Origin of the sequence: Polaribacter atrinae, assembly GCF_038023995.1 — a bacterium.
In the GTDB taxonomy this organism is placed as follows: Bacteria; Bacteroidota; Bacteroidia; order Flavobacteriales; family Flavobacteriaceae; genus Polaribacter; species Polaribacter atrinae.
Window position 1 is genome coordinate 3,790,729 of sequence record NZ_CP150660.1, and the last position, 16,634, is coordinate 3,807,362.

General features: G+C 30.5%; 16 protein-coding genes, 3 tRNA genes and 1 pseudogene. 10 read left to right on the plus strand and 10 right to left on the minus strand.

All coding sequences use genetic code 11. The annotated features are described in order from the left end of the window. Positions 1–61: 61 nt before the first annotated feature. Complete coding sequence (locus WG945_RS16570; RefSeq protein ID WP_068451815.1) at positions 62–760, minus strand: Rossmann-like and DUF2520 domain-containing protein; 699 nt, start codon at positions 758–760, stop codon at positions 62–64. Between the two features lie 72 nt (positions 761–832). Between WG945_RS16570 and WG945_RS16575 the strand changes: the two genes are divergently transcribed. Further along, positions 833–1,990, plus strand: a complete 1,158-nt coding sequence (locus WG945_RS16575; RefSeq protein ID WP_068451818.1) for a trans-sulfuration enzyme family protein — start codon at positions 833–835, stop codon at positions 1,988–1,990. Between the two features lie 37 nt (positions 1,991–2,027). Here WG945_RS16575 and pckA read toward each other — a convergent pair whose 3' ends face one another. After that, positions 2,028–3,638 carry a phosphoenolpyruvate carboxykinase (ATP) gene (pckA, locus tag WG945_RS16580; RefSeq protein WP_068451821.1) on the minus strand — a complete coding sequence of 537 codons (1,611 nt, stop codon included), beginning with the start codon at positions 3,636–3,638 and terminating at the stop codon, positions 2,028–2,030. Between the two features lie 384 nt (positions 3,639–4,022). Between pckA and bshB1 the strand changes: the two genes are divergently transcribed. The 4 genes from bshB1 (at position 4,023) to WG945_RS16600 (ending at position 6,721) form a co-directional block, all read left to right on the plus strand. Beyond that, on the plus strand, positions 4,023–4,739 hold the full coding sequence (gene bshB1, locus WG945_RS16585) for a bacillithiol biosynthesis deacetylase BshB1 (RefSeq protein ID WP_068451824.1): 717 nt from the start codon (positions 4,023–4,025) through the stop codon (positions 4,737–4,739). A gap of 54 nt (positions 4,740–4,793) precedes the next feature. Next, positions 4,794–4,869, plus strand: a tRNA-His gene (locus WG945_RS16590). Positions 4,870–5,115: 246 nt separating this feature from the next. Continuing rightward, on the plus strand, positions 5,116–6,069 hold the full coding sequence (locus WG945_RS16595; RefSeq protein ID WP_068451827.1) for a transketolase family protein: 954 nt from the start codon (positions 5,116–5,118) through the stop codon (positions 6,067–6,069). A gap of 49 nt (positions 6,070–6,118) precedes the next feature. After that, complete coding sequence (locus WG945_RS16600) at positions 6,119–6,721, plus strand: porin family protein (protein ID WP_068451829.1); 603 nt, start codon at positions 6,119–6,121, stop codon at positions 6,719–6,721. A 406-nt stretch (positions 6,722–7,127) separates the two neighbouring features. Here WG945_RS16600 and WG945_RS16605 read toward each other — a convergent pair whose 3' ends face one another. Continuing rightward, complete coding sequence (locus tag WG945_RS16605) at positions 7,128–7,997, minus strand: FKBP-type peptidyl-prolyl cis-trans isomerase (RefSeq protein WP_068451832.1); 870 nt, start codon at positions 7,995–7,997, stop codon at positions 7,128–7,130. 79 nt (positions 7,998–8,076) lie between these two features. Between WG945_RS16605 and WG945_RS16610 the strand changes: the two genes are divergently transcribed. Both WG945_RS16610 and WG945_RS16615 read left to right on the plus strand, forming a co-directional pair. After that, positions 8,077–8,457, plus strand: coding sequence for an RNA-binding S4 domain-containing protein (locus WG945_RS16610; RefSeq protein WP_068451835.1), 381 nt, complete (start codon positions 8,077–8,079; stop codon positions 8,455–8,457). Beyond that, on the plus strand, positions 8,454–8,957 hold the full coding sequence (locus tag WG945_RS16615; RefSeq protein ID WP_068451838.1) for a phosphoribosyltransferase domain-containing protein: 504 nt from the start codon (positions 8,454–8,456) through the stop codon (positions 8,955–8,957). The genes WG945_RS16610 and WG945_RS16615 overlap by 4 nt, the downstream gene beginning before the upstream one ends. On the opposite strand, the gene WG945_RS16620 is transcribed toward WG945_RS16615, so the two are convergent. Further along, positions 8,949–9,464, minus strand: coding sequence for a shikimate kinase (locus WG945_RS16620; protein ID WP_068451841.1), 516 nt, complete (start codon positions 9,462–9,464; stop codon positions 8,949–8,951). The genes WG945_RS16615 and WG945_RS16620 overlap by 9 nt on opposite strands. A gap of 97 nt (positions 9,465–9,561) precedes the next feature. Here WG945_RS16620 and WG945_RS16625 point away from each other — a divergent pair. From WG945_RS16625 to WG945_RS16635, 3 genes are all read left to right on the plus strand, one after another. After that, positions 9,562–9,634 (plus strand) — tRNA-Lys (locus WG945_RS16625). 48 nt (positions 9,635–9,682) lie between these two features. Continuing rightward, positions 9,683–9,766, plus strand: a tRNA-Leu gene (locus WG945_RS16630). 119 nt (positions 9,767–9,885) lie between these two features. Continuing rightward, positions 9,886–10,992, plus strand: coding sequence for a tyrosine-type recombinase/integrase (locus WG945_RS16635; protein ID WP_068451843.1), 1,107 nt, complete (start codon positions 9,886–9,888; stop codon positions 10,990–10,992). Positions 10,993–11,122: 130 nt separating this feature from the next. Here the strand turns inward: WG945_RS16635 and WG945_RS16640 are convergent, their stop codons facing one another. From WG945_RS16640 to rhuM, 6 genes and pseudogenes are all read right to left on the minus strand, one after another. Then, positions 11,123–11,497, minus strand: a complete 375-nt coding sequence (locus WG945_RS16640) for a DUF6979 family protein (RefSeq protein WP_068451846.1) — start codon at positions 11,495–11,497, stop codon at positions 11,123–11,125. A gap of 57 nt (positions 11,498–11,554) precedes the next feature. Next, positions 11,555–11,986, minus strand: coding sequence for a GIY-YIG nuclease family protein (locus WG945_RS16645; RefSeq protein WP_068451849.1), 432 nt, complete (start codon positions 11,984–11,986; stop codon positions 11,555–11,557). A gap of 135 nt (positions 11,987–12,121) precedes the next feature. Then, positions 12,122–12,406 (minus strand): hypothetical protein, encoded by a 285-nt coding sequence (locus WG945_RS16650; RefSeq protein ID WP_157603708.1) that lies wholly within the window; start codon positions 12,404–12,406, stop codon positions 12,122–12,124. Positions 12,407–12,409: 3 nt separating this feature from the next. Beyond that, complete coding sequence (locus tag WG945_RS16655) at positions 12,410–13,789, minus strand: restriction endonuclease subunit S (protein WP_068451856.1); 1,380 nt, start codon at positions 13,787–13,789, stop codon at positions 12,410–12,412. Next, positions 13,782–15,409 (minus strand): annotated as a pseudogene (locus WG945_RS16660) (HsdM family class I SAM-dependent methyltransferase). The gene WG945_RS16655 and the pseudogene WG945_RS16660 overlap by 8 nt, the downstream one beginning before the upstream one ends. A gap of 225 nt (positions 15,410–15,634) precedes the next feature. Further along, positions 15,635–16,612, minus strand: a complete 978-nt coding sequence (rhuM, locus tag WG945_RS16670; RefSeq protein ID WP_068451859.1) for a virulence protein RhuM/Fic/DOC family protein — start codon at positions 16,610–16,612, stop codon at positions 15,635–15,637. Between the last annotated feature and the right edge of the window lie 22 nt (positions 16,613–16,634).

Here is a 16,634-nt window from a genome sequence, read left to right on the forward strand (position 1 = left end):
ATTTATTTTTTGTAAAACTTCTCTCTTGTTTTAGAAGTGGTTTTATTTGTTTAAAGTAAATTTAATCAACTGAATTTTGAATTGATTTTGTTAAAAGTTGATAGATCTCCTGTTGATTTTCATCCAACAAATCTAAATGATTTTTAATTGTTTTTTTATCTTTTCTAACAGCAGGTCCTGTTTGTGCTTTTTTTGGTGATAAAAATTCAATTTTAGAAGCCGTTTCTTTAATTAAAGGGAACAAAACTTCAAAAGGCACTTTATGCTCTGTGCAAATATCATTCCCAATTTTGTAAAGGTGGTTGGTAAAGTTGTTTACAAAAACAGCGGCAACATGCAATGCTTTTCTTTGTTCAGAGTCTACTTCGTAAATCTTTTCGCCTATAGATTTAGCAACTTTATCAAGTAATTGTTGGTCATTTTTATTGGTGGCTTCTAGGCAAAAAGGAACTTCACAAAAATTAACTTCTTTTCCTTTAGAAAAAGTTTGCAACATGTAAAAAACACCTTTGTTGTTTTCGTTTTTTAGCTCACTTATAGAGCATCCACCGGAGGTGTGTACCACAAGTTTGTTATTTATTTTTGATGAAACTTCTGCAATTGCATCATCAGAAACAGCAATAATTGTAAGATCTGCGCTTGGTATGTTTTTTAAGTTTCTAGAGCTAATTTGTGTAACTACAATTGTATCAGCCTTTAAAAAAGCAGTGTGCAAATGTGTAGCAACATTTCCGTTTCCGACAAGTAATACAGATATCATAAAACGAAGATATTGATTTTTTTAGTGCATTGCACAAGGAATTACTAAATTAGCAATCATAAAAATAGAGAAATGAAAGAATCTAAAAAATTAGGAATAAATACTACTTGTGTTCATGTTGGAGAAGTAAAGGACGCACAATATAAAGGAGCGGTTTCTCCTATTTACACATCTACTTCTTATGCTTTTGATGGTGTTGATGTTAAACGTTATCCGCGTTATTTTAACACACCAAATCAAGAAATGTTGCACAAGAAAATTGCTGCCTTAGAAAAAACAGAAGATGCTTTGATTTTTGGCTCTGGAATGGCAGCTATATCTGCAGCATTATTTGCTTTTTTACAAAAAGGAGATCATGTTGTAATACAACAAGTAATTTATGGAGGAACTTATAACTTTATAGTATCAGAATTTGATAAATTCGGAATAGAATATTCTTTTACAGAATCTGATAAAGTAGAAGATTTTAAACCTTTGATTAAAGAAAATACGAAGGTTTTATATATAGAAACGCCTTCTAATCCGTTATTAGGGATTACGGATATGAAAGCAATTGCTGCTTTGGCAAAAGAAAACGGAATTCTAACAATGATAGATAATACGTTTGCTTCGCCTATTAATCAAAATCCTATAGATTTTGGAATTGATATTATGCTACATTCTGCTACTAAATATATGGGTGGTCATTCAGACATTTCTGCAGGTGCCATTGCTGCAACTAAAGAACATATTGAGAAAATATGGAAAACGGCTATTAATTTTGGTGGAAATCTAAGTGATCAAACGGTTTGGTTACTAGAAAGAAGTTTAAAAACACTGAATTTACGTGTAAAAGAACAAACTAAAAACGCACAAAAAATGGCTGAGTTTTTAGAAAATAACGCTGATATTGATAGGGTTTATTATCCCGGATTAAAAAGTCATCCTCAGTACGAATTGGCAAAGAAGCAGATGAAAGGTTTTGGAGCAATGATGTCTTTTGAGTTGTCTGAAGGAATTGATGCAATGAAATTTCAGAATCATTTACAATTGATAAAACCGTCAATGAGTTTAGCAGGTTTAGAAAGTACAACGGTAAGTCCGGTGCAAACAACACATGCTTTATTAAGTGAAGAAGAACGTTTGGCAAGAGGAATTAAAGACGGTTTAATTCGTTTTTCTTTAGGTATAGAAGAAACAGAAGATTTAATAGAAGATATTTTACAAGCAATAAAAAAAGCAAAGAGTTAAAACTCTTTGCTTTTTAAAGTGAATCTTTGTTAGACTCTTACATGTGCTCTAATTTGTGGTGTTCATCAATTAATGGCCCACCTTCTATAATTTGTTCTGATGCTTCATTTGCAAATTTCTCGAAGTTTAAGTGGAAGAAGTGTGCTAAGTGAATTGCTTTACTAATGTATGCACTTTTGTTTATCCAAGTATTCATTGGGTTTAACATTTCTGTTGGTACATTAGGACAATATTTAGGCATAAATAATCCGAAAATTGGGTGTTGTTCAAATTCGATGTTGTCTAAACTTCCGTTTAAAATTTCAGTAATCATTGCTCTTGTATATTTTAATTTAATACGAGAACCAGTTCCGTAAGGACCTCCAGACCAACCTGTGTTAATTAACCAAACATTTACACCAGCTTCAGTCATTTTTTTACTTAACATTTCAGCATATTTTGTTGGGTGTAATGGCATAAATGGTTCACCAAAACAAGCAGAGAATGATGGTACAGGTTCTGTGATTCCTGCTTCTGTTCCTGCTACTTTTGCAGTATAACCAGAGATAAAGTGGTATGCAGCTTGTCCTGGAGTTAATTTAGATACCGGAGGCAATACACCAAAAGCATCAGCAGTTAAAAAGAAAATGTTTTTAGGGTTGCTTGCATAAGAAGGTTTTGCAATGTTGTCGATATGATAAATAGGGTAACTTACACGTGTGTTTTGTGTAATTGTACTATCCATATAATCTACATCTCCATTTTCATCAAAAACTACATTTTCTAACAAAGCACCTGGCTTAATAGCTCTAAAAATGTCTGGTTCTTTTTCTTCAGATAAGTCAATTACTTTTGCGTAACATCCACCTTCAAAGTTAAAGATATTGTTTTCTGCTGTCCAACCATGTTCATCATCACCAATTAATTTTCTTTTAGGATCTGCAGATAAGGTAGTTTTTCCTGTTCCAGATAATCCAAAGAAAATAGCAGTATCACCATCTTCACCAACATTTGCAGAACAGTGCATTGGTAATACATTTTTTTCTACTGGTAAAATTAAATTTAATGCAGAAAAAATACCTTTTTTCATCTCTCCTGTGTAAGCAGAACCACCAATTAAAGCAATTTTATCTGTAAAGTTAATGATAGAGAAGTTTCCTTGACGAATTCCGTATGCTTTAGGATCATCACAAACATAACCAGGAGCACATAAAATTAACCAATCTTCATCAAAATTTGCTAATTCTTCTTCAGAAGGTCTTAAAAACATATTATGTACAAAAGAACTAGACCAAGGGTATTCTGCTACAGTTCTAATATCTGTTTTGTAAGTTGGGTCTGCACACACATAACCGTCTCTTACGTATAATTCTCTGTTAGATAAGTAGTTTACTACGTTCGCTTTTAATTTATCGAAGTTTTCTTGAGAAACTGGTTTGTTGGTTTTTCCCCACCAAACTTTGTCTGCAGTATATTCATCTTTTACAATAAATCTATCTTGTGGAGATCTTCCTGTAAATTTACCAGTATTAATAGCTAAAGTTCCATTTTTGGTTTCTTTACCCATTCCTTTCTCAATAGTGATTTTTTGAAGCTCTTCTGGAGATAAATTCCATTTTACAGTTACGTTTTTAAGTCCGTAAGTTTCCATGTTTCTGTTGGTTTCCATAATTTAAGTTTATAGTTATTAATTAATGTGTATTACAATTGCCAAATTATTGACGTTTATATTATTATTTTTTGATACTGTAAAATTACTCACATTATAGAGTTTGTTTTATGACATATATCATACCAGTACCCTACAGTTAATTTTTATGATAATCCTAACAAAAAGAAGCCAACTTTATATAAAGTTAAATACGAAAACGTAATAGAAATAATTTCTTATTAAGTTTCTTTAAAAATTGATTATTTTTGATGATTCATTTTATTGTTTTGTTATAGAATAATTAATAAAACGATGAATTTGTTGTCTATTTTTAGGGCAATGGAATGGTTTTTATAACAAAAACTGATAAAATATTAATTATCTTAAATAAGTACATTATATATGAAACTAGATATTTTGGCTTTTGGAGCCCATCCAGATGATGTGGAATTGGGTTGTGGAGCAACAATTGCAAAGGAAATTTCTTTAGGAAAAAAGGTAGGGATCGTAGATCTTACAAGAGGAGAATTGGGGACTAGAGGATCTGCTGATTTACGAGATATTGAAGCCGCTAATGCAGCTAAAATTTTAGGGGTTTCTGTACGTGAAAATCTTGGTTTTTCTGATGCCTTTTTTACCAATGATAAAAAGCATCAATTAGCTATTATTAAAATGATACGAAAGTACCAGCCAGAAATTGTGTTGTGTAATGCTGTTGATGATCGTCATATAGATCATCCAAAAGGAAGTCGTTTGGTTTCTGATGCCTGCTTTTTAAGTGGCTTATTAAAAATTGAAACAGAAATAGAAGGTGAGTTGCAAGAAAAATGGAGACCAAAACTTGTGTATCATTATATACAGTGGAAAAATATAGAGCCAGACTTTGTAATAGACGTGACAGGTTTTATGGAAATTAAGAAGAAATCGGTGTTAGCATATACTTCTCAATTCTATGATCCGACAAGTAATGAGCCAGAAACACCTATTACAAGCAAGAATTTTACAGATAGTGTAGAGTATAGAGCAAAAGATTTAGGAAGATTGATTGGTGTTGAATCTGCAGAAGGCTTTAATACAGAGCGTTACGTGGCTGTAGAAAATTTTAGTAAATTAATTTAACTTTTTCTTTTTTTGTAATGTAAAAAAGATATATATTTGCAGCCGAAATTATATGGTGGTTGTAGCTCAGTTGGTTAGAGTATCGGTTTGTGGTACCGAGTGTCGCGGGTTCGAGTCCCGTCTTCCACCCAAAAAACAAAGCTTCTTAGAAATAAGAAGCTTTTTTTGTGCCTAAACTTTTTTGTATAAGTGATCTCTAAAATAGCCGCGGTTGTCTAAAAAAAAATAAAAACCAATTTTAAGCACCTTTATGTAGGCTTTTTATCATGCTTATTTATAATATGTTAAAAAGTCTTTAGCTATTATCCGTTTTCTCTTCTCTAAAGTAAAATAAAAGTTTATTTTTACGCAAATTTTACAACACAACAAATTTATAATGAAAAAATACACATACACAGAAAAAAAAGACACACGTTCAGGTTTTGGAGATGGTTTAACAGAATTAGGTAGAACAAACCCAAACGTAGTTGCCTTATGTGCTGATTTAATTGGTTCTTTAAAAATGGATCAATTTATTGAAGAAAACCCTGAAAGATTTTTCCAAATAGGTATTGCAGAAGCAAATATGATAAGTATTGCTGCAGGATTAACAATTGGAGGTAAAATTCCTTTTACAGGTACATTTGCTAACTTTTCTACAGGTAGAGTGTATGACCAAATTCGTCAATCTGTGGCGTATTCAGGTAAGAACGTAAAAATTTGTGCATCTCACGCAGGAGTTACTTTAGGAGAAGATGGCGCAACACACCAAATATTAGAAGATATTGGTTTGATGAAAATGTTACCAGGAATGACTGTAATTAATACGTGTGATTACAACCAAACAAAAGCGGCTACAATTGCAATTGCAGATTTTGATGGACCTGTATATTTACGTTTTGGTCGTCCAAAAGTACCAGTATTTATGCCAACAGATGAAAAATTTGAAATAGGTAAAGGAATACAATTAACAGAAGGAACAGATGTAACTATTGTTGCAACAGGGCACTTAGTTTGGGAATCTTTACAAGCTGCTGAGCAATTAGAAGCAGAAGGAATCTCTGTAGAAGTAATAAATATACATACCATTAAACCTTTAGATGAAGACATTATATTAAAGTCTGTTGCTAAAACTGGTTGTATTGTTACTGCAGAAGAGCATAATAAATTAGGTGGTTTAGGAGAAAGTGTTGCTAGAACTTTAGCTTTAAACACACCAACACCTCAAGAATTTGTTGCTACAGATGATACTTTTGGAGAATCTGGAACACCAGAGCAATTAATGGCTAAATATGGTTTAGATGCTGCTGCAGTTGTAAAAGCTGTTAAAAAAGTAATTTCTAGAAAATAAAAGCGTTAGTATTTTAAAGATCTTTAATAGTAACTTAAAATAATAAATGATGAAAAAAGTAATTTTAATGTTTTGCTTAGCCTTTGGATTTACTCAATTATCAAATGCTCAGGTAGATTTTGGTTTAAAAGCAGGTGTAAACTATAATAATGCGGGAGAAGACTCTTTTAAAGAATCTTCAGCAGATATTGTAGATGGAGGAGCAGAGGCTAAGACTGGTTATCATGTAGGTTTGTGGTTTAGAGGAGATATACCTGTTTTAGGTGGTTTATATTTAAGACCAGAAATTGTTTATACACAAGTTAAAACAGAATTTGAATTACTAAGTGATTCAGATGATTATTCATTTAAGAAATTAGATGTACCTGTTTTAGTAGGTAAAAAATTCTTAGGATTTGCAAATGTTTTTATTGGTCCTTCTTTTCAATATATTTTAGATGATGAAATTAGTTATAAAGAATTTACTTCTGATGAACTTGATAAATTTTCTGTAGGGCTTCAAATGGGAGTAGGAGTAGAATTTGGTAATATAGGTGTTGATGTACGTTGGGAAAGAGGTTTGACTAACAATGAGGCTAATTTTGTTACAGATAATTTTACCGTAGATAATAGAACAAATCAAATAATATTTGGACTTTCTTTAAAGTTGTAAATACACAAATTATTTAATATTAAAAAAGCTCTTGAAATTTTCAAGAGCTTTTTTTTAGTATATAACACAATATTTTATATTCTCTTTTTTTTAGTTTAAAAGTACAGAAGCTTTCAATACATTAATCTTACCTTATATTTTTTATAGAGTTAAACAAGTTTGAATTCATTTAAGACACCTATTTCTTTTTTCTTTGTCATTTTTTAAGAAAACTTACATTTATATTTTATAAAACTAATTGATATGGGAAGTCTAAATCATTTTAAGGGTGTTTAGTTAAATGTTTTTCTTATAAATCAATGCTCAGAGTAATAACTGAATGTTCTCTTAAAGCGTTGTTTTATATCAAAAAAAAAAGACCCTTAATTGCTTAAGGGCCTTTTAATATTTTTTAGATACTTTAACTTTAATTTATATCAGGATTTAGGTAATCTGCTAAAGTTGGATTATTAATTTCATCACTAAAATCATTTGCAGGGTTTCCATCATTATTTTTATCTTCATTAATGGTTAAAACACCATCACCATCGTCATCTTCATCAAAATAGTTAGGTACTCCATTTAAATCTGTGTCATCATCTCTAGGATCTCCATTACCATCAGGGTCTTCCATTATAGAAGGGATTCCGTCATTATCATGATCTGTGTCTTTTACAAAATCATATAAGTCAATATAGAAAAAGATACATTCGTTAGATAAAATATTACCACTTCCTATATTCCCGTAGGCTAAGCCAGAAGGAATGAATAAAATTCCCTTTCCTCCATTTTCATATGTAATAGGTCCATTGTCAGTAATATTGTCCCCACCTTTAAAATTGGTAAAACCATGAGACCAACCTCTAATAACGCCATTAAGTGTAAACCATTGTCCGTCATTGTAGTCAAAAACAGCACTAATGCTATCAGTTTTTACAATCCTTTGTCCGTAATATTTTACAAAAACAGAATCCATTACGGTTGGGTTTCCTTTTTCTATTGTTGGAGTTCCTATGTTGTTTACATAATAATATAATGTATAATCAATATCATTTTCAGTAACATTCATAGAACTTATGTTCTCGTAAAGAGGTGTTTGCCCAGAGATTATTGCTTTTACAGAATCTACTGTAGTATCAAAATAATGATTTTTTAAAAATTGAACTAAAGTATCATTATCGATTAAAGCTTGTGCTTCATAATCAAAGTCATCTACTGCTGTAGAAGTTGTGTTACTACAAGAATATAGTATAATTGAAATAATTGCAAATGCAAAAATATTTTTTATTTTATTCATTTAATCTTAAAATTAGAGCGTGCAATTTACCAATTTTATACCTTTGTAAAAAGATAAACGTTATATTTTAACTATTTATATGAGAATTGATAAATATTTGTGGTGTATTAGGATTTTTAAAACAAGAAGTTTAGCATCTACAGCCTGTAAGAAAGGGCAAGTTAAGATAGATAATAAAAGCTTAAAGCCTTCTAAAGAGGTATTTGGAGATGAATTGATTTTAGTAAGAAAAAATCAAATAAATTATCAAATAAAAGTTTTAGATTTACCGGAAAGTAGAGTTGGAGCTAAAATAGTAGATCTTTATAGAAAAGATGTTACACCTAAAGAGGAGTTTGAGAAAACAGATCTTTTAAAATATGCTAAAGATTACTATAGAAAAAAGGGAACTGGTAGGCCAACAAAGAAAGATAGACGAGATATAGACGATTATCAAGACGATACAACAGAAGAAATATGACAACATCAGGTAGCATTATATTAAATCAATTGCAAATTTCTCAAAAAATAAGAAGGATTGCGTATCAGATTTATGAAACTAATAGTTCTGAAAAAGAAGTTGTACTAGCAGGAATTGTTGGTAATGGCTTTATTTTTGCAGAAAAATTAATGGAAGTTTTACAAGAAATATCACCTTTAAAAGTAACTATTTGTAAGGTTAATATTGATAAAAAAAATCCTTTAAAACCAATTACCACTTCTTTAAATGTAGAAGATTATAAAAATAAGTCTTTAGTTTTAGTTGATGATGTTTTAAGTTCTGGAACTACACTAATTTACGGAATTAAGCATTTTTTAGATGTGCCATTAAAGAGGTTTAAAACCGCTGTATTGGTAAATAGAAATCATAAGAAATACCCTGTAAAAGCAGATTTTAAAGGGATTTCTCTATCTACTTCTATAAAAGAACATATACAAGTAGAATTTTTTGCAAAAGAAGCAATTGCTTATTTAGCTTAATAAATGTTCTAATTCTTCTGCAACTTCTTTTTTAGATTTGTTGTCTATTTTTACAATAGTTTTTGCTTGTTCATAATAAGGACGTCTTTCAAAAAGATGTTTTGCTACAAATTCAGGAATTTGATCATCACCTAAAGAAGCTATTAATGGGCGCTTGCTTTTCTTTCTAATCAATCGCTCAATCATGGTTGCGGTACTACCTTGTAAATAGATAGAATTAGCATTTGCTGTTTTAATAACATCCATATTATTTGCATAACAAGGCGTTCCTCCACCTAAAGCAAGGATAAAACCTTTGTCTTTTTCTAGTATTTCTTTTAAATATTTGTTTTCTATCAACCTAAAATACACTTCTCCTTTGGTTTCAAAAATTTTAGAAATAGACATTTTTTCTTTTTCAATAATATAATCATCTAAGTCTAAAAACTTCATTGACAGCTTTTTAGAAAGTCGTTTGCCAATACTAGATTTTCCTGAAGCCATATAACCTAAAAGTACTATTTTCATTTATTTGTATTTTTATGCAAATATCTATAAAAAAAAATCAATTTAATGCTAATTATTCCAATGTTTGATAGTATATTTGCAACCGGTTTACAAAAAAGACCTGGTAGCTCAGTTGGTAGAGCATCTCCCTTTTAAGGAGAGGGTCCTGGGTTCGAGCCCCAGCCCGGTCACAACAAAAATGTTAAGCAATATGCTTAACATTTTTGGTTTATACAAATGCGCACGTGGCGAAATTGGTAGACGCGCAGCCTTGAGGGGGCTGTGTTCGCAAGAACGTGGAAGTTCGAATCTTCTCGTGCGCACTTAGGTTCAAACATCTGTTTAACAGTGTTATTAGAGTTGTTTTTTATTTAAAAACAAAAAACAAAATGGCTCTAAAAAACAAATCGTACCAGTATTCGTACCAGTTTCAAATCATCGTATGAGATATTCTAATCCAAAAATATTTATACCAAAAGCTAAGAATAAAAAAGGAGTATTAAAGCCAACAATAGCGGCTGGTAAATATTGGTATGTGAAGTATTCTTATAGAAATCCAGAAACTGGACTTATGGAAATGTTCAGAATTAAAGAAGGGATTAATCGAATAGAAACCATTAAAGAACGCACCAGAGCAATTAAAAATTTACGAACAGCAGTACAAAATCTTCTTGAACGCGGATACTCTCCTTTTGAGTACTTTCCTGAAAATGTTTTTATTCGATATTTGGAAACTTCAAACTTATATCATAAAAATATTAATGATATTACAAAAAGACACATTATACTATTTTTAAATAACCTTGGTAAAGATAAAAATAAACCTGTAAATCCAGCAACTAGAAATACGTATCGAAAAATAATAAGTAGTTTATTTAATCAATTGGTAGCAGATGATATTATCAATAAAAACTTTGTAGAAAGTATTCCTAAATTAGTCTCAAAGCCTAAAAAGAATATTCCATTTCGTAAAAAAGAAATGAAAACAATAAAAGAATATTTACTAGAACATGATCCTTATTTATATCTTTTTATAAAATTTGTAATGTATGGTTTCTTAAGACCTGTAGAAGTTTGTAGAATAAAAATAAAGGACATTAATATAGATCGTAATACCATTTCTGTGCAGAGTAAAACAGAAGACGCCACTGCAAATACCGTTTTCCTTACAAAACAGTTAAAGGATACCATTACTGAAATGGAAATTCAAAAATTTAATTCTGAATTTCACTTATTTAGTTCAAAATTAAAACCTTCTATTTGGGTTGCTGACGATACTGTAAAAAGAACATATTTTGGTAGACGTTTTGCTAAAGTAAAAAAAGCACTAAGTTTTGATGAAAATTATGGTATTTATTCTTTTAGACACACCGCAGCCATAGATATTTTTACAACCTATAAGCAACAAGGATTAACCGATTTAGAAGCTAAGCATAAAATGTTACCAATTACAAGGCACAAAAGTATTGATAGCTTAAATAAGTACCTACGTGATATTGGAGCTTCTTTACCTAAAGACTATTCCGATGATTATAGTTTAGATTTTTAATACAATCTATGAAGATCTTAAACTTTATGTTTTTGAAACACTATTAGGTAAATTACTTTAAACACGTTTTTTAAATGTTCTAATTTTAATTAGGGACAACCACAGGTTGTAAGACTATTCATTTTTATTATTACACAATCAATCCATTCTCCCAAAATGCCAAAATAACATCCATTTGAGAATTAGACCTTTTATCTCTAAGTTCTAATTGCTCCCACAATTCTTTTGGTGAAAACCTCGTTTGCCTATTTTGTTTTAAAATGGCTATAGCTTTTAAAGCATACTCTTTATTTTTAAGAGACTTTGTATAATTTCCTTTGGGTATTCCCTTCACTAAACCTTCCTCGCACAAACCTAAAAAAGTGCCTTTAGGACAACTTTTTTCTTGTGAACTTTTAGAGTTAGGAAAAACTTCTTTTACAGATCTTGACCATATTTCTATTATAGAATAGGTGTCTTTAAAATTTTGTGCACTTTTTAGGGCTGTTAATGCATATTTATTCATAATGAGTTTTTAATTAATTATTATTTTACCATACCATTTAACTACTAAAATAAAGAGTTAATTAATAGAATATTTACTTTTTTTATTATCAATTGGCTGAACATTGTAAATTAAAAATTCTTCCAAAGCTAAACGCTCAAACCAAGTTTCTGTAGGAACAGCTATTGAGCAAACGTATCTTGGTGTTTTATTCCATTTATGAATAATTTTACAAGATTTGTCTTCTGAAAATTGGAAATAGTTACTTAGTCTATTACCAATGTTTGAAGATTCACCTATATAAATTACATTTTTATCCTTATCCATAATTAGATAAATTCCGTATCTACCAATGTTCGGCCATTCATTAAACCATCCATAAGTGTCTTTACTTTCAGGAAATAGGTCATAAATATCACTAATTTCAAATTCCCCAAGATTTTTACCTCTGTATTTTACAGCATATTCATTTACAAGTTCTAATACCTTATTTAATTGTGTTTTATCCATAACAATTTGTTTTTATTTCTACTTTTTCATTTCATATTCCTCTCCATCCTCAGCAACCAAACCCAACTTCTTATTCTGTATGACCAACAGAAACTTAGCTAATTCTTAAAATATATAATCTCTTAATTTTTTAATTTACGGACAGGTCCAACATTGACTCCCAAAGCTTTTATTAACTGCTTCCTGAGCAGAATAATACGCATTTGAAGCATTTTCTGAAGCTTCTTCTGCAGAATCTGCTGCATTACTTGCATAATATGCCGCTTTTTCAGCTTCTTCGTATGCTCTTCTAGCTTCATAACTTGCGCTGTTTGCCGCATCAATAGCTTCTTCCATTTTAATTTGTAATAAAATATTATTTGCAATTAACACAACAATAACTATTATTAATAGGCTTTTATAATTCAAGTACTTTTTCATAGCTTACTTTTTTTTTAAACTTTTTTTATATTCCTCTCCACCCTCAGCAACCAACCCCAAACCATTGTTTTCATTCTGATTATAAGATTGCTTCGTGCCTCGCAATGACGCACTACCAACACTAACCTGTCCATTCATTAACATAGGCAACAACCAATCTCTTAATTCGGATAGTTTTTGGGTTTCCTCGTTAAGTTTTACTTGTTTATTTAAAATTGGTTTTATGATCTTATCTATTTCATTAATTAAATCTATTTGAGGAATTACAATTCTACTTTGTTTTAAATGCTCTTGCGTAATGTGACCCATTGTAGTTTTTCTCAATTCAGCTTGCATTTTAAAATGTTGTAAGTAATTAAGTAATTCAAAGTAGTAATATGATTTAGGAAATTTTTCAGATGTAACTTTAAAAATATGTTGATTTAAAGCTCCTTCTCCTCCAGACCACTGAATAACTTCAAGTGATGCCGACCAAGAAAATAATATATCTCCATTAAAAATTTTAATTTTATCAGGTACATCAGGTCTAACCTTTTCAGTTTTCTCTGAAAAACCTTCCTTCATATCTTTAATTTTGATAACTCTTAAAAACTCATCATTAATTGGTCTATATTTTTGACAAGCCAAACCATTTTGGAAATTTGCAATATCTAACAATGTTCCTATTTCCCAACCTTCAGGAATCTCTCGCTTCAATTCTTCATTAAAAACCATTTTCCCTCCAGAAGATTTATAAGGTTTTCCTGCCTGTCCTGAGCTTGTCGAAGGGTCAGGAAAATCGAACTGTACAAACCAATAATCATAGAGCGTTTTTGCCATCGCTTCTAATTCTTGGTTTATTTTATTGTTGATTTCTATTTTGGAATCTAAATCTGAAAGTACTTTTGCTATTTGTTTTTGTAATATTAAAGATCTGTATGGAAATTCTAATAACCTAAAATTAGTTGTTGCTTGCGCTAGAGCAGGAACACCAACGTGGCTTTTAAAAGATAATAATCTTTTCTGGCCTTCATTTGTATGAAAATAATAAGTAAAATAAATTGGATCAACTAAATCTTTCTTTAAGGTAACCCTAAATTGGCTTTGTGATATAATGTAATTATCATACGTCGAATCTTCAGGAATGTATGAAATTTGACCTAATGTTCCTCGATGTGTAATTACAATATCTCCTCTTTTTGTATTTGCTTTTTTTAAAAACTTTGCGTTTTCTTCTGAAACATATCTAAACGATTCTTCTGTGAGTTTTACACCACTAATATTAGAACCATTTAAAACAGGAACTCCATCATCAATAAAACTATCAACCTTAATATCAGAACCAAAAGGACCCATAGTAATTTCGTGAATCAAATCCTTCATTAAAACCATCTTTCTATTCATAGTGCAAGTTTTTTAAATTCTTCTGAATCTCTTTTTCTAAACTTTTAGATTCAGAAAATAAACTTTCTAAATTGCTTTCAAAGGTTTTCATTTTAGAAGTAAACTCATCCGCAGAAATGTCTACATACTCAATTTTAACCTCAAAATATTGTCCTGCACTTAAACTGTAGTTTTTAGCTTTTATCTCATCATAAGAAACTACTACAGAAAAATCTTCTTTTGCTTCTTTTGCATTAAAAACATCAATAATTTGTTGTTCTTCAGCATCACTTAAAACTGTTTTCTGGTTTTTACCGTCTTTAACTTTGGTTCCTAAATTAGAAGCATCCACCAACACCACATCTTTGGTATTTGCTTTGTCTAAAAACAAAATACTAACGTTGGTACCCGTAGTTGCAAAAATATTAGAAGGCATAGAAACAACTCCTGCCAACATTTTACTTTCCACTAATTTCTGGCGTATTTTTTTATCAATGCCACTTTGTGCCGTAATAAAACCTGTTGGTACCACAATTGCAGCTTTACCTGTTTCTGGGGTTAAAGAATGCATAATATGTTGTATAAACAACAAATAAATTGCCATTGAGTCTTTCTTTGATTTCGGAATATTTGGGATTCCTGCAAAAAAGCGTTCTTTATTGGCTTTGTTATCTAAAGCTACGCTGTAATCAGAAAAATCTAATTTAAATGGCGGATTCGAAACAATATAATCAAACTGTGCTAATTGTCCGTTTTCTTGTTTATGATACGGACTTAAAATGGTATTCCCTTGTATAATATTTTGGATAGAATGTACGAGGTTGTTTAAAATTAAATTTAAACGCAACAAGGCAGAAGATTTCTGAGAAATATCTTGCGAGTAAATAGTACATTTTTCTTCGCCGATGGCGTATGCAATATTCATTAACAACGTACCAGAACCTGCACTTGGGTCGTAACACGTGGCATTGTTTACATTTTTGTCTGTTACCAAACAGGCTGCCATAATTTTTGCAACTGCGTGTGGTGTAAAGTATTCGGCATATTTACCACCTGAATTGGTGTTGTAATCTTTAATTAAGTACTCGAAAATAGTAGCGAAAAAATCGAACTTCTCTTCAAAAATTTGCTCAAAACTAAAACTGACTAATTTATTTACCAAGGCTTTGCAAAAAGCGTCTCTATTGTCTGTTACATATTTGCTAATATTCTCGAACAACACAATACGTTCTCCTCCTTGTGTTAATACAGAGAAAATATCATTATTTGCTCTGGCAACATCTAATAAGGTTTCATCAAAAATATCTGCAAACTTATCTTTGTTTTGTTGCTCGAACAAACGAGATAGTAAATTTTTTGGTGCAATTAAAGCCGTATTCTGGCTAATTTGCATGGTTAATAATTCTAAATCATCATCAGAAAAAGCTTTTAAAGCATCATCTATATTTTCTGCTTCGGCTAATGTTGGTTCTATTTTTTTAAGTTCATATACATATTTATCATTCAGGAATTTATATAAAAAACTTGCGTGATAATCTTAAATTCGTTTCCATCATTCCCTAAACCATAATTAGCACAAACGCTTTTTAAATCGTCTATTAATGCTTTGGTTTTGGTTTCAAATTGTTGTGTTTTTGTCATAAATAATTAATTATAAATTTTCAATTACGAAATATTTTGTGTTCACTTTTGATTCTATTTTTTTTGATGTAAAACGATGCTTTATATTGAAAAAACTTCTCGATACAATTCCGTGAAAAACGGAATTACTCGAAGTGACAGTATGTTTTTACTCATGCTTTATTACTAATGTCATATCGAGTGAAATTCTTTTTTCAAGAATTCTGTATCGAGATATTTTTAGGATTATTTCATTTTACTTCTATTTAACACGCTAATAACTAAACGTGTTACTGTTTGCATTTCTTCTGGCTTACTAGAAGCTATAAAAAGCGTTAAACTCGCTAAAGTGTCGTTGCTAATTATGGGTTGATTATCACTATTAAAAAGCAGATTGTTTTGTTGTAAAAACTTTAAAAAGCAAGCTGCTGCAATCCGTTTATTTCCATCTACAAACGAATGGTTTTTTACTACAAAATATAAAAGCATGGTTGCTTTTTCTTCTATGGATGGATAAAAATCGTCTTCTCCAAACCCTTTTGCTATTTGAGCAACAGAACTTTCAAAACTTTTATCTTTTTCTTTTCCAAAAACATCCGAATCAAATTCGGTAAGCATTTGGTTAATTAATTCTTGATACTCATGTAAACTAGGGTAATTTGCTTCTTTGGTAGTTAACCCTTTTGCATCTAATTGTTCGTGATCATAATCATCTAACAAGCTTAAACCTTTCGAAAAAAGGGTAAGCCATTGGTTGTTTGCTGTTTTTTCTTCAATAGCTCTACTTAAAATCTGAATACCACTTTTTAATATTTTTACTTCTTGCTCTTTTTGTTCTAAACGTTTTTGATTAATAGCATAACCTTGTACTAAATAATCTTTTAAAATACTGTTTGCCCATATTCTAAACTGTGTTCCTCTTAATGAGTTTACACGATAACCAACAGAAATTATAACGTCTAGATTATAATGAATTCTGTTTCTAGTTACTAATCTATTACCTTCTTGTTGAACTGTTCGGAATTTCCGAACAGTTGCCGATTTAGATAATTCTCCAGAAGAAAAAATATGTTTTATATGCTCGCTAATATTAGCTTTACTTGAATTAAAAACCGCTACAATTTGAGACTGCGTTAACCAAATGGTATCATCTTGAAGGTTAACTTGTAGCTGAGTCGTTCCATCTTCAGATTGATATATAACTATTTGATTTTGTTCTTTCATTTAATCTTTTACTTTTCAACTA